The sequence below is a fragment of the Thioalkalivibrio sp. ALJ1 genome (genome assembly GCF_000745395.1).
Taxonomy (GTDB): Bacteria; Pseudomonadota; Gammaproteobacteria; order Ectothiorhodospirales; family Ectothiorhodospiraceae; genus Thioalkalivibrio.
Genome location: NZ_KN050684.1, coordinates 263,475 through 276,521, shown reverse-complemented (window position 1 = coordinate 276,521; position 13,047 = coordinate 263,475). Strand labels below are relative to the sequence as shown.

Sequence of the window (13,047 nt, the reverse complement as noted above, 5' to 3'; positions counted from 1 at the left end):
GAGGCATGACCATGCGGCCGATTACCGTGAACACCCTGGCCAAGCGCAAGCAGGCGGGCGATCCGATTGCCTGCCTCACGGCCTATGATGCCGCTTTCGCCGGGCTGCTTGACCGCTGCGGGATCGACGTGATCCTGGTGGGCGATTCCCTGGGTATGGTGGTCCAGGGCCATTCGACGACGTTGCCGGTCACGCTGGAGGACATGGTCTACCACGTGACCAGCGTGGCGCGTGGCAGCGAGAACGCCCTGATCATGGCCGACATCCCGTTTCTGGGCGACGTCGATCCACCCACTGCGCTGGCTCAGTCCGGGGCATTGCTGCGGGCTGGTGCGCATATGGTCAAGGTCGAATGTGGGGCGGTCGAGGTACCCATCGTGGAACGCCTGGTCTCTGCCGGGATCCCGGTCTGTGCGCACTTGGGACTAACGCCGCAGGCCGTGCATCGCCTGGGCGGCCACCGGGTGCAGGGGCGTGACCCGCAGGCCGCGGCCGAGATGGAATCCCTGGCTGCGCGGCTCGAGAATGCCGGCGCGCAGGCCTTGTTGCTGGAGGGCATCCCCGAGAATCTGGCCGATGCCATCGTTCGCAGTGCCGGCATCCCGGTGATTGGCATCGGTGCCAGCCCGCGCTGCGATGGACAGGTGCTGGTGCTGTCGGATGTGCTGGGGTTGACCCCGAACCCGCCGCGCTTTGCCCGTGATTTTCTTGCCGATGGCGGTTCTCTGGAAGGGGCTGTCCGCGGCTATTGCGAGGCCGTCCGCGCCCGCAGTTTTCCTGAATCCGGCGTGCATACGTTCAGTTGATGTTCGCCTTGCAGAGGATGGACCCTGGCCCATGAGAATCCTGCGCGATCGGCCGCAACTGGTGGCCATGCACCGAGAATGGTCCCGCAAGGGGCGTGGCACCGTGGCCCTTGTCCCGACCATGGGCAATCTCCACGAAGGGCACATGACGCTCATCCGTCATGCCCGTGCACGCGCCCAGCGCGTCGTCGTGTCGATCTTTGTGAATCCCCTTCAGTTCGATCGTGCCGAGGACCTGGAGCGTTATCCGCGCACCCTGGAAGAGGACGCTCGTCTGGCCACCGATGCTGGAGTGGACGCCCTGTTTTGTCCGACAGATGACGACATGTATCCCGCCGACGGCATGCCGCCGGTCAAGGTCGTCGTCCCGGGGCTGTCCGAGATTCTGGAAGGGGATTATCGTCCCGGGCATTTCGATGGCGTGGCCACCGTGGTCACCAAGCTGTTCAATCTGGTGCGCCCGGATCTCGCGCTATTTGGCGAGAAGGACTTACAGCAGTTCAAGCTGATCGAGCGCATGGTCCAGGGGCTGGATATCCCGACTCGGGTGGAGGCGATCCCCACCGTGCGCGAGCCGGACGGGTTGGCATTCAGTTCCCGCAACCGCCAGCTATCGGAGACCTCCCGCGTCACCGCGCCGGAGCTCAAGCGGGTACTGGACGAGGTCGCTACGGTCTGCCGCACGGCCACCGTGTTCGATGCTGACCGCATCCCCGAGGTCCAGGCCCGCGCCTGTGATCGCCTGCGCGAGGCCGGGTTCGACCCGGAATACCTGTCCATCCGCCGAGCGGACGATCTTATGGACCCAGAGACCGGCGTGCCGCTGGCCGAACAGGATCTGGTGGTTCTCGCCGCCGCCTGGCTGGAGGGCGTGCGGCTGATCGACAACGTCCGCACTCGCACCGACTGATTCCGCTATTGGTTTCTCCACGGAGAAGGTCAAGGGTGATTCACAGGAAGATTGGAAGATGCGAAGAGGGACATTGAACCGGAATGTCGGCGGCCACTGTGGTGGCGTCAGCACCCCCCGTCGGTTTGTGCGCCCTTGCAATGATCAACCTTTCGAACTTCCTATCTTCCTGTGCAAACGCCTTCGACCTCCTCTGGGTACTTCGTAGTGGAAAATCCATCGGTTCACAGTGGCCGGTTTGCCGTGGCGGTCGGGATCGCGGATAATTTTTCGCCCCTCCGCGGTTAAGTCGGGATTGCGCCGTATGTACGTCACCATGCTCAAGGGCAAGCTCCACCAAGGCCGGGTCACGCATTGTGAGCTGGAATACGAGGGCTCGTGCGCCATCGACACCCGCTTGCTGGAGGCGGCCGGGATCCTGCCATTCGAGCAGATCCAGATCTACAACGTCGACAACGGCGAGCGATTTACCACCTACGCGATCGAGGGCGAGGCCGGTTCCGGGATTATTTCGGTGAACGGTGCGGCCGCGCACAAGGCCGGGGTGGGGCACCGCGTGATCATCTGCGCCTACGGCCAGATGGATGCGGCGGAAGCGCGCGAATTTTCCCCCGAGCTGGTCTATCTCGACGCCAACAATCGCATCTTGCGCACCGGCCACGGCATCCCGGTCCAGGCCGCCTGAAGCAAGCTGCAAACCGCGTTTGTAGCGCCGCGCGCGCTGAGATAGCCAAGAGGGCTTTATTCAGTGCTTCCCCAGGAATCCAGAATCCCCATCTTCGCGTGCGCCCAGCAGTTGTAGGCCCGGGGTCGCACCGCTATCCTCGACGCCCATGAATCTCCATGAATTTCAGGCCAAGGCGCGCTTTCGCGACGCCGGCATCCCCGTTCCCGATGGCCGGGTCATCGAATCTACTGACCAGGTGACTTCCGCCTGGCAGGGCCTGGGCGCCGAGCGTGTCCTGGTCAAGGCGCAGGTGCACTCCGGCGGGCGCGGCAAGGCCGGCGGTGTGGTGATGGTGGACTCCGCTGCGGCCGCACGCGAGGCGGCGGACAAGCTGCTGGGCTCGCGTCTGGTGACCGGTCAGAGCGGCCCCAACGGCCTGCCGGTGGACCGGCTGCTGCTGGAACCGGCGGCCGAAATTGCCCGCGAGTTCTACTTCGCCATGCTGGTGGATCGCTCGCGCGAGCGCCTGGCACTGGTGGTCTCGGCCGAGGGCGGTATGGACATCGAAACCCTGGCGGCCGAGCGCCCGGAGGCGGTGGTGACGCTTCCGATCCACCCAGCCACCGGCGTGATGCCGTTCCACGGGCGGCGCGTGGCATCGACTCTCGGGCTGTCCGGCGAGGCGGCCAAGGCGATGGCGCAACTGGTGACCAATGCCCATGCCCTGTTCCAGCAGATCGATGCGCAGCTCCTGGAGATCAACCCGCTGGTGCTGACCCATGAGGATCAGTTGCTGGCGATCGACGCCAAGCTGACCATCGACGACTCGGCTGCCTATCGCCAGAAGACCCTCTTCGCCGAGCGCGACGCGCGCCAGCGCGACCCGGCCGAGGAGCAGGCGCATGAGCACGACCTCAACTACATCCGCCTGGACGGTTCCATCGGCTGTATGGTCAATGGTGCCGGACTGGCCATGGCGACCATGGACCTGATCCAGCATCATGGTGGTGAGCCGGCCAACTTTCTGGATGTTGGCGGTGGCACGACTGTGGAGCGGGTTACCGCCGCGTTCAAGCTGATTCTGTCCGATGCCTCGGTGAAGGCGGTGTTGGTGAATATCTTTGGGGGCATCGTGCGCTGCGACCTGATCGCCGAGGGCATCATCGCCGCCATCCGCGAGGTGCAGGTACAGGTGCCGGTGGTGGTGCGGCTCGAGGGAACCAACGCCGAACAGGGCCGCAATGCGCTGGCCAACTCCGGTCTCGACGTGATCCCGGCCGCCGATCTGGATGCGGCGGCCCGCGCCGTGGTGGAGGCGGTGGCATGAGTATTCTCGTCGACCGCGACACCAAGGTGATCTGCCAGGGCTTTACCGGCAAACAGGGCAGCTTCCACTCCGAACAGGCGATCGCCTATGGCACCCGTCTGGTGGGTGGCGTGACCCCAGGCAAGGGCGGCCAGTCGCATCTGGACCGGCCGGTGTTCGATACCGTCGCCGATGCGGTGGTCCAGACCGGCGCCACGGTCAGCATGATCTACGTCCCGGCACCGTTTGCGGCGGACGCGATCTGCGAGGCGGCCGATGCCGGGATCGAGCTCGCGGTGTGCATCACCGAGGGCATTCCGGTACAGGACATGGTGCGGGTCAAGCAGGTGCTGGCGGGCAGTCCCACGCGCCTGATCGGGCCGAACTGCCCCGGCATCATCACCCCGGATGCCTGCAAGGTCGGGATCATGCCCGGCTATATCCATACGCGCGGGCGCATCGGGATCATTTCGCGCTCGGGCACGCTGACCTACGAGGCCGTCAAGCAGACCTCGGATCTCGGGCTGGGTCAGAGCACCTGCGTGGGTATTGGTGGCGATCCGATCCAGGGGCTGGATTTCGTCGAGTGCCTGCGCCTGTTCCGCAACGACCCGGAGACCGAGGGCGTGCTGATGGTCGGCGAGATCGGCGGTGACGCCGAGGAACGCGCAGCGCGCTTTATCGCGGATGAATTCGACAAGCCGGTGGCCGCCTACATTGCCGGGGCCACCGCACCGCCGGGGCGGCGCATGGGCCATGCCGGCGCGATTATCGCTGGCGGCCAGGGTACGGCGGAGCAAAAGATGACGGCCCTCCGCGAGGCCGGCGCGACCGTGGCGGAGAGCCCGGCGGAGTTGGGCTCCGCGATGCAGTCTGCCCTTGCCAGCGCTTGAACTCTCGATGACCTCTGATCAGCCGCTGCGTCTGGCCCTGGCCCAGATCAATCCCGTTGTGGGCGGACTGGACGACAACCGCCACTTGATCCTCGAGGCCATCGAACAGGCACGCGCGGGTGGGGCCCGGGCGGTCGTCTTCCCCGAACTCGCCGTGACCGGCTACCCCCCCGAAGATCTGTTGCTGCGTCCGGCCTTCCGGCTGGGCGTGGAGCGGGCGGTGGCCGCGATTACCGAGGCGGCACGGGGGATCGACGTAATCCTGGGCGCGCCCGTACGCGCGGGTGGCGACCTGGCCAATGCGGCCTTGTGGCTGCGCGACGGCGCCTGCATTGCGCAGTACGCCAAGCAGGTCCTGCCCAACTACTCGGTGTTCGACGAGGAACGCTATTTCGTGGCGGGCGATACCCCCTGCGTGGTCGAGCTGGATGGCTGGCGGATCGGACTCACCGTCTGTGAAGACATCTGGCAACCCGGCCCGGCCGCGAGTGCGCAGGCGGCAGGGGCCGAACTGCTGCTGAACCTGAATGCCTCGCCCTACCACCGCGGCAAGGCCGAGGAGCGCCTGGCGGTGGTGGGCGCGCGGGTCGCCGAGACCGGGTGTCCAGTGGTCTACGTGAATCAGGTGGGTGGGCAGGACGAACTGGTTTTCGATGGCCGCTCCTTCGTGCACGACACGGTGCACGGTGCCCGGGCCGTGCTGCCGGCCTGGGCTACCGGTCAGGGGCAGGTAGAGATGCGCCGCACAGCCGCGGGCATCGACCTGAAGCCGTATGAGGAACACATGCACCTGTCCGCCTGTGGGTTGCGGCCGACCCTGACCGATCCTGGCCCGGAACCGGACGAGGCCGATGCCCGCGATCTTTACCAGGCGCTGATGATCGGCATCCGCGACTACGTATCCAAGAACGGCTTCCCGGGTGTGCTGTTAGGCCTGTCCGGCGGGATCGACTCCGGGTTGACCGCGGCGCTCGCGGTGGATGCCCTGGGCCCGGCGGCGGTGACCGCAGTGATGATGCCGTATCGCTATACCGCGTCCATGAGCATCGAGGATGCCGAGGCCCAGGCCCGGTTGCTGGGCGTGGAGTATCACGAGATCGCTATCGAACCGATGGTCGAGAGTTTCATGGCCGGGCTGGAGGATGCGCTGGCGGCCTATCCCGCCGGGGCCGGTGACGTGACCGAACAGAACCTGCAGGCGCGCGCCCGGGGCGTGCTGCTAATGGCGCTGTCCAACCGCAGCGGCAAGCTGCTGCTGGCGACCGGCAACAAGTCGGAGATGGCGGTGGGGTACTCCACGCTGTATGGCGACATGAACGGTGGCTTTGCCCCGTTGAAGGACGTCTCCAAGCAGTGGGTCTATCGCCTGGCCCGCTGGCGCAACACCCGTGGCGCGGCAATCCCCGAGCGGGTGATCGAGCGCCCGCCGAGTGCCGAACTGGCACCGGACCAGCAGGATGCCGACTCGCTGCCGCCCTACGAGGTGCTGGATGCGATCCTCGAGGCCTTCGTCGAGCAGGAGCAGTCGGTGGAGGAGATCGTGGCCCAGGGCTTCGATCAGGCCACCGTGGAGCGCATCGCGCGCATGGTATTCATCGCCGAGTACAAACGCCGCCAGGCGGCCCCGGGCGTGCGCGTCAGCCCACGCGCCTTCGGCCGTGACCGCCGCTACCCCATCACCTCCGGCTACCGCCCGGACTGATCCGCGCTGCCGCGCGTAGGGTTCACCACGAAGCGCACGAAGGCACGAAGAAGGGCAAGGTCAAGGGCGTTTGCGGAGGACACGGAGAAAATCAGGGCTGCAGGGCAAGGCGCATCGAGTTTTCCCTCGCCTCCGGAGATCACAAATATCCGTTCTTTTCTCTGCGCCCTCCGTGCCCTCTGTGGTGACAAGGTTTCTGCCCTTCTTCGTGCCTTCGTGGTCAATCCAGAGCAGCGGCGAACGTCGCGAGAAGGCGAGGATCGCAGCGCGGGGCCGGGGGTTTGATACACTTCAGGTGTTGAGACAAGCGCCCGCGGAGCGGGTACAACCAAAGGGATTCGCATGAAGAAGATCGAGGCGATCATTAAGCCGTTCAAGCTGGAAGATGTCCGCGAGGCCCTGACCGAGATGGGCATCGCCGGGATGACCGCGACCGAGGTCCAGGGCTTTGGACGCCAGAAGGGCCACACCGAGCTTTATCGGGGCGCAGAATACGTGGTGGACTTTCTGCCCAAGGTGAAGCTGGAACTGGTAGTGGACGACGACCGCGTAGACGCCTGCATTGATGCCATCGTGAAGGCCTCCCGCACCGGCAAGATCGGGGACGGCAAGATCTTCGTGTCCGACATGTCGCGCGTCGTTCGCATCCGCACCGGCGAAGAGGGCAGCGAAGCCCTCTAAACCTGCTTCGCCGTTGCGCTCAACCAAATCATGGTGCGCAGTCCAGCGCTGTTTTTGGTTGACCACGAAGGACACGAAGGAAAGAACTTCTACAGGAAGACGGGAAGAGCGGAAGGGTAATAGGGTTTGGTCGCCGTGGGTGATGCAGGGGTGCGGGGTTACGATGGGCACTAGCCAACCCCGACCCTACACACCCGAATCATCCTTCCCAATTTCCAACTTTCCTGTGAATCGCCCTTGACCTTCTTCGTGTCTTCGTGCGCTTCGTGGTGGGTCCAGACAGCGTCGGGAGACGCTTAGTTGGTCAGGAAGGGGATGCGGTCCATGACGCGCCACAGGCCGCGGCGTTCTTCGCCTTCCAGTTCCACCGGTTCGCCGGCGCGCACGGCCACGGCGGCATCCGGATAGTTCAGTTCCAGCACCGTCATGGTGTTGGTGGCGTGATCTTCCAGGCCCAGCTCGGTGTAGGCGCGGTGCAGTACGGCCAGGGCCATCGGCGTTACCTCGGCCCCGGGATAGGTGGAGACCACGTTGCGGGCGCGCTGGGCCGCCGCGACCCAGGCAGTGCGTTCTATGTAGAACTCGGCCACGCGCAGTTCGTAGGCGGCCAGCGCGTTGCGGATGTAGATCATGCGCTGGTAGGAATCCGGGGCATAGCGACTGTCCGGGAACTCGCGGATCAGGCGGTCAAAGTCCTGGAAGGCCTGGTCGAAGGGCTCCGGGTCCATCTCAGCGGGGTCGCGCGGGAACAGGTTGGCGAGGAAGCCTTGCTGGCGGTTGAAGTTGATCAGCCCGCGCAGGTAGTACGCATAATCCAGGTTCGGGTGGCGCGGGTTGAGCTGCACGAAGCGGTCTACCGCGGCCAAGGCGGGTTCCGGCTCGCCGGCCTTGTAGTAGGCGTAGGGGATCTCGATCTGCGCCTGTTGGGCGTAGCGCCCGAACGGGTAGCGGGCCTCGAGTTTCTCGTAGTATTCGACGGCCTGGCTGTAGTTGCCCTCGTTCAGGGCGTTCTTGGCCTCGCCGTAGAGCTGACTGGCCGACCACCCCAGCGTTGGGTCTTCGCGCCCGGCGCAGCCGGCGACCACGAGCGCCACGATCAGAACGACAAGCAGGCGCGACAGGTGCAGGACAGAAATCACGGCGAGGCCTCACAGATGAAACGAAGTGCAGGGATTCTACAACATCAAGCCCCGGTGGCGACGAGCTGGGGTGTGCGCAATGTCCGAACCGCGTGAGGCCATCCTGCCGGACGAGGCCGCTGGACAACGCTTGGACGCGGCTCTGGCGCGGTTGTTCCCGGAATACTCGCGCAGCCAGCTCACCCTGTGGTTGAAGGAGGGGGCGCTGCGGGTGGACGGTGCCCAGCCGCGCCCGCGTACGCCCGTTCAGGGGGGCGAGCGGGTGGAGCTGATCCCGCCGGATGCCCCGGTACTGGAAGCACAGGCGGAGCCGATTGCGCTGGACGTGGTGTACGAAGACGCCGCAGTGCTGGTTATTAACAAGCCCGCTGGGCTGGTTGTGCATCCGGCCGCCGGTCACCGCGACGGGACGCTGGTCAATGCCTTGCTGCATCGGGCGCCGGAACTGGCCCAGTTGCCACGGGCGGGGGTCGTCCATCGCCTGGACAAGGACACCACGGGGCTGATGGTGGTGGCCCGGACACCGGAGGCCCAGACCGCCCTGGTGCGCCAGTTGCAGGCGCGCAGCGTGCACCGCGAGTACCGCGCGCTGGTCCAGGGGCAGATCATTAGCGGGTCGACCATCGACGAACCCATCGGGCGCCATCCGGTCGATCGCAAGCGCCAGGCGGTAATCGGCGGTGGCAAGCCCGCGGTTACGCATTATCGTGTGGGCGAGCGGTTCCCCGCCCATACCCTGTTGAACGTGCGTCTGGAGACGGGGCGCACCCACCAGATCCGCGTGCACATGGCACATATTCGCCATCCGATTGTCGGCGACCTGACCTACGGGGGGCGTCCGCGCCCGGTCAAGGGTATGGGCGAGGCGGCCAAGGCCGCGATTGCGGCATTCAAACGCCAGGCCCTGCATGCCGCTCACCTGGAATTCGAACATCCACAGACCGGCGCGCTCCATGCCTTCGATGCCCCGCTGCCGGCGGATTTCGAGGCGCTTCTGGATGCACTGCGCAAGGACCGGGAGATGCATGATGAGGCATGAACCCCTGCCCATGCTGGGACCGGATCGCGGCGAGCTTCCGCCAGGCGTCTGGGCCCTGCAGACGACCCGCGACGGGGGCGTGAGTACCGGTCCCTGGCGTTCGCTCAACCTCGCACTGCACACCGGGGACGACCTGGAGGCGGTGGCTGAGAACCGGTATCGCCTGCAGATCGAGCTGGGCTTGATCGAGCCGGTGGCCTGGCCGATCCAGGTGCATGGCACACGAGTGATCGCGGCTCAAGATCTGCAGGCTGCGCTGGAGCAGGATCGCACCCCGGAGGCGGACGCTGTCGTCACCGATCAGCCCGGCTACGTCTGCGCGGTGCAGACGGCGGACTGCCTGCCTGTCGTGCTGGCGACCGAGGATGGCGAGGCCGTGGGTGTCGCGCACGCCGGCTGGCGTGGTCTGGCCGACGGTGTGCTGGAGGCCGGGGTCGAGGCACTGCGGCTGATGCGCCCCGGCGTCGGCATTCGCGCCTGGATGGGCGCGGCGATCGGTCCGGAGGCCTTCGAGGTCGGGCGAGAGGTGCGCGATGCCTTCCTCGATCATGATGTGGGGGCAGCTGGGGCCTTCCGCCCTGGGTGCGACGGGCGCCTGCTGGCGGACCTCTATGCGCTCGCCCGGCACCGTCTCGAACGTGTGGGGGTCCTTGATGTATCCGGCGGCGGCCGCTGCACCTTCACCGAGGAACACCGCTTCTTTTCCTACCGCCGTGACGGCGAGACCGGCCGCATGGGCACCCTCGTGTGGATTGCACCGCGCGACGAGGATTAAGGAGACGCTGATTGAATCGCACGTCCGCGTTGGTGCCCCCTGTTTTCCGAGACAAGGCGCGTCGTGCAGCGGGTAGTGGTTCTACCCGCCCGTTTCTGATGGATTGGGGGCGCAACGCAGGATCGGGCCATATTCATTCAGAATCGGGGGGGCACCAACCCCACAAGCCATTGAAAGCAGGGGCTCGGCCGCCCGTTGTTATCAAAAACGGGCGCGCGCACGGCGTTGCGGTTCCCTTGTGCAGAGTGACTGCACGGCAGTCACCGCGCCTTGTTCGCACGCAAAAGCGACTCGAGCGCGGACGTGCGATTCAATCAGCGTCTCCTTAACCCTGTCATGGCTGCCCGGCAGGGGCCGTGGCCCGCGCGGGGAATGACATCCAGGCCTCGCCCCAGAGGTGTTTTCGGACGTCTATCCTTGAACCAGCGGGGATTGTCCCCATCATTCGTGTCAGTTCACACCGATTTGACCGAGGGGTTTCCCAATGCGAATGGATCGCCTGACAACCAAGTTCCAGTCCGCGATTGCCGACGCGCAATCACTCGCGGTTGGCCGCGACCACCAATTCATCGAACCGTCCCACCTGCTGCTGGCGCTGCTGGACCAGGATGGCGGGACCGTACGCCATGTGCTCGACCGGGCCGGTGTCAATGTCCGCCAGTTGCGCTCCGCATTGGGCGAGGCGTTGGACCGCATGCCCAAGATCGAGGGGGCGGCCGGCGATGTGCATGTCTCCAATGATCTGGGTCGCCTGCTGAACGTCTGCGACAAGCTGGCTCAGCAGAACAAGGACCAGTACATCTCCAGTGAGCTATTCCTGCTCGCCGCCATCGATGAAAAGGGCGGCGTGGGCGAGATGCTGCGCAATGCTGGCGCCAACAAGGATGCGCTGGACAAGGCGACCCACGACATCCGGGGTGGTAACCAGGTAGACAACCCGGACGCCGAGGAGAGCCGGCAGGCGCTGGAGAAGTACACGATCGACCTGACCGAGCGCGCCGAGCAGGGCAAGCTTGATCCAGTAATTGGGCGCGATGAAGAGATCCGGCGCTCCATCCAGGTGCTGCAGCGCCGCACCAAGAACAACCCCGTGCTGATCGGCGAGCCCGGTGTCGGAAAGACCGCGATCGTTGAAGGCCTGGCCCAGCGCATCATCAATGGCGAAGTGCCCGAGGGCTTGAAGGACAAGCGCGTGCTCTCGCTGGATCTGGGCGCGCTGCTGGCCGGGGCTAAGTACCGCGGCGATTTCGAAGAGCGGCTGAAGTCCGTGCTCAAGGAACTCTCGCAGGAAGAGGGCCGGGTGATCCTGTTCATCGACGAGATCCATACGCTGGTCGGTGCCGGCAAGGCCGAGGGCGCGATGGATGCTGGCAACATGCTCAAGCCCGCGTTGGCGCGTGGCGAGCTGCACTGCATCGGAGCCACCACGCTGGATGAGTACCGCCAGAACATCGAAAAGGATGCCGCGCTGGAGCGCCGCTTCCAAAAGGTGGTCGTGGACGAGCCGACCATGGAAGATACCATCGCCATCCTGCGCGGCCTGAAGGAGCGCTACGAGGTGCACCATGGCATCGAGATCACCGATCCGGCGATCGTTGCGGCCGCGCAGCTCTCGCAGCGCTACATCACGGACCGCCAGTTGCCGGACAAGGCGATCGACCTGATCGATGAGGCTTCCTCGCGTATCCGCATGGAGATCGACTCCAAGCCGGAGGTGATGGATCGCCTGGAGCGCCGCCTGATCCAGCTGAAGATCGAGCGCGAGGCGCTGAAGAAGGAATCCGACGAAGCCTCGAAGAAACGCTTGGGCACGCTGGAGGAGGAGATCGACCGTCTGGGTCGGGAGTACTCCGACCTGGAAGAGGTCTGGAAGTCCGAGAAGGCCTCGGTTTCCGGCGCCGCGCAGTTGAAGGAAGAACTTGAACGTGCCCGCCTTGAATTGGAGACGGCTCGCCGCGCCGGTGATCTGTCACGCATGTCCGAACTGCAGTACGGCCGTATCCCGGACCTGGAGAAGTCCCTGGCCATGGCCCACGAGATGGAGAGCCAGGAAACCCAGCTGCTGCGCACCAAGGTGACCGACGAGGAGGTCGCCGAGGTCGTCTCGCGCTGGACCGGTATCCCGGTGTCCAAGATGCTGGAGGGCGAGAAGGACAAGCTGTTGCGTATGGAAGAGGCCGTCGGAGAACGTGTGATCGGTCAGACTGAGGCGGTGACCGCGGTGGCTAATGCCATCCGTCGTTCGCGCGCCGGGCTTTCGGACCCGAACCGGCCCAATGGCTCGTTCCTGTTCCTCGGCCCGACTGGGGTCGGCAAGACCGAGCTTACCAAGGCGCTCGCCAGTTTCCTGTTCGACACCGAGGAGGCCATGGTCCGCATCGACATGTCCGAGTTCATGGAGAAGCACTCCGTGGCGCGCCTGATCGGCGCACCTCCGGGCTATGTCGGCTATGAAGAAGGCGGCTACCTGACCGAGGCCGTGCGCCGTAAGCCGTACAGCGTGATCCTGTTGGACGAGGTCGAGAAGGCGCACCCGGATGTGTTTAACGTGTTGCTGCAGGTGCTGGATGACGGTCGCCTGACCGACGGGCATGGCCGTACCGTGGACTTCCGCAACACGGTGATCGTGATGACCTCCAACCTGGGCTCGCAGCAGATCCAGGAGATGGCCGGCGAGGCCAACTACGACGTCATGAAGGCCTCGGTGATGGAGATCGTTGGGCAGCACTTCCGGCCCGAGTTCATCAACCGCGTCGACGACGTGGTGGTGTTCCATCCGTTGGAGCGCGAGCAAATCCGCGCGATCACCGACATCCAGCTTCAGTACCTGCGGACCCGCCTGGCGGAACGCGACCTGGGGCTCACCATCTCGGCCGCCGCGCTGGATCACCTGGGCGAGGCGGGCTTCGACCCGGTCTATGGTGCCCGTCCGCTCAAGCGGGCGATCCAGACGCAGCTGGAGAATCCGTTGGCGCAGTCACTGCTGTCTGGCGAGTTCCTGCCGGGCGATACCATCGAGATCGACATGGACGGCGAGCACCTGCACTTCGGCAAGACTCGCGCCGCCGCTTGATGCGCGTCTGTCTCAACCCACCGTGAATGTAAGGCCCGCCTCGTGCGGGCCTTTTT

11 protein-coding genes are annotated in these 13,047 nt (G+C 65.3%); 10 read left to right on the top strand and 1 reads right to left on the bottom strand.

Annotated features, from left to right (window positions below; translation table 11 throughout):
• Nucleotides 1-11 precede the first annotated feature (11 nt).
• From panB to F462_RS03570, 7 genes are all read left to right on the top strand, one after another.
• Entirely contained in the window at nucleotides 12-806 is a 795-nt protein-coding gene (panB, locus tag F462_RS03600; protein ID WP_038051657.1) for a 3-methyl-2-oxobutanoate hydroxymethyltransferase, read from the top strand.
• Between the two features lie 31 nt (nucleotides 807-837).
• Nucleotides 838-1,716, top strand: coding sequence for a pantoate--beta-alanine ligase (gene panC / locus F462_RS03595; protein ID WP_038051651.1), 879 nt, complete (start codon nucleotides 838-840; stop codon nucleotides 1,714-1,716).
• 304 nt (nucleotides 1,717-2,020) lie between these two features.
• Nucleotides 2,021-2,401, top strand: a complete 381-nt coding sequence (gene panD / locus F462_RS03590) for an aspartate 1-decarboxylase (RefSeq protein ID WP_038051648.1) — start codon at nucleotides 2,021-2,023, stop codon at nucleotides 2,399-2,401.
• A gap of 148 nt (nucleotides 2,402-2,549) precedes the next feature.
• Nucleotides 2,550-3,710, top strand: a complete 1,161-nt coding sequence (gene sucC / locus F462_RS03585; protein WP_038051646.1) for an ADP-forming succinate--CoA ligase subunit beta — start codon at nucleotides 2,550-2,552, stop codon at nucleotides 3,708-3,710.
• On the top strand, nucleotides 3,707-4,582 hold the full coding sequence (sucD, locus tag F462_RS03580; RefSeq protein WP_038051643.1) for a succinate--CoA ligase subunit alpha: 876 nt from the start codon (nucleotides 3,707-3,709) through the stop codon (nucleotides 4,580-4,582). Before sucC ends, sucD begins: the two co-directional genes overlap by 4 nt.
• Nucleotides 4,583-4,589: 7 nt before the next feature.
• On the top strand, nucleotides 4,590-6,284 hold the full coding sequence (locus tag F462_RS03575; RefSeq protein WP_038051640.1) for an NAD+ synthase: 1,695 nt from the start codon (nucleotides 4,590-4,592) through the stop codon (nucleotides 6,282-6,284).
• Nucleotides 6,285-6,626: 342 nt separating this feature from the next.
• The gene (locus F462_RS03570; RefSeq protein WP_018141962.1) at nucleotides 6,627-6,965 is read left to right on the top strand and encodes a P-II family nitrogen regulator; all 339 of its coding nucleotides are present in this window, start codon (nucleotides 6,627-6,629) and stop codon (nucleotides 6,963-6,965) included.
• Between the two features lie 296 nt (nucleotides 6,966-7,261).
• Here the strand turns inward: F462_RS03570 and F462_RS03565 are convergent, their stop codons facing one another.
• Nucleotides 7,262-8,104, bottom strand: a complete 843-nt coding sequence (locus F462_RS03565; RefSeq protein ID WP_038051638.1) for an outer membrane protein assembly factor BamD — start codon at nucleotides 8,102-8,104, stop codon at nucleotides 7,262-7,264.
• Between the two features lie 79 nt (nucleotides 8,105-8,183).
• Here F462_RS03565 and rluD point away from each other — a divergent pair, with 79 nt between their 5' ends.
• From rluD to clpB, 3 genes are all read left to right on the top strand, one after another.
• Complete coding sequence (rluD, locus tag F462_RS03560) at nucleotides 8,184-9,143, top strand: 23S rRNA pseudouridine(1911/1915/1917) synthase RluD (protein ID WP_038051637.1); 960 nt, start codon at nucleotides 8,184-8,186, stop codon at nucleotides 9,141-9,143.
• Entirely contained in the window at nucleotides 9,133-9,918 is a 786-nt protein-coding gene (gene pgeF, locus F462_RS03555; protein ID WP_038051633.1) for a peptidoglycan editing factor PgeF, read from the top strand. The genes rluD and pgeF overlap by 11 nt, the downstream gene beginning before the upstream one ends.
• A 490-nt stretch (nucleotides 9,919-10,408) precedes the next feature.
• Complete coding sequence (clpB, locus tag F462_RS03550; protein ID WP_038054794.1) at nucleotides 10,409-12,991, top strand: ATP-dependent chaperone ClpB; 2,583 nt, start codon at nucleotides 10,409-10,411, stop codon at nucleotides 12,989-12,991.
• Nucleotides 12,992-13,047: the final 56 nt, after the last annotated feature.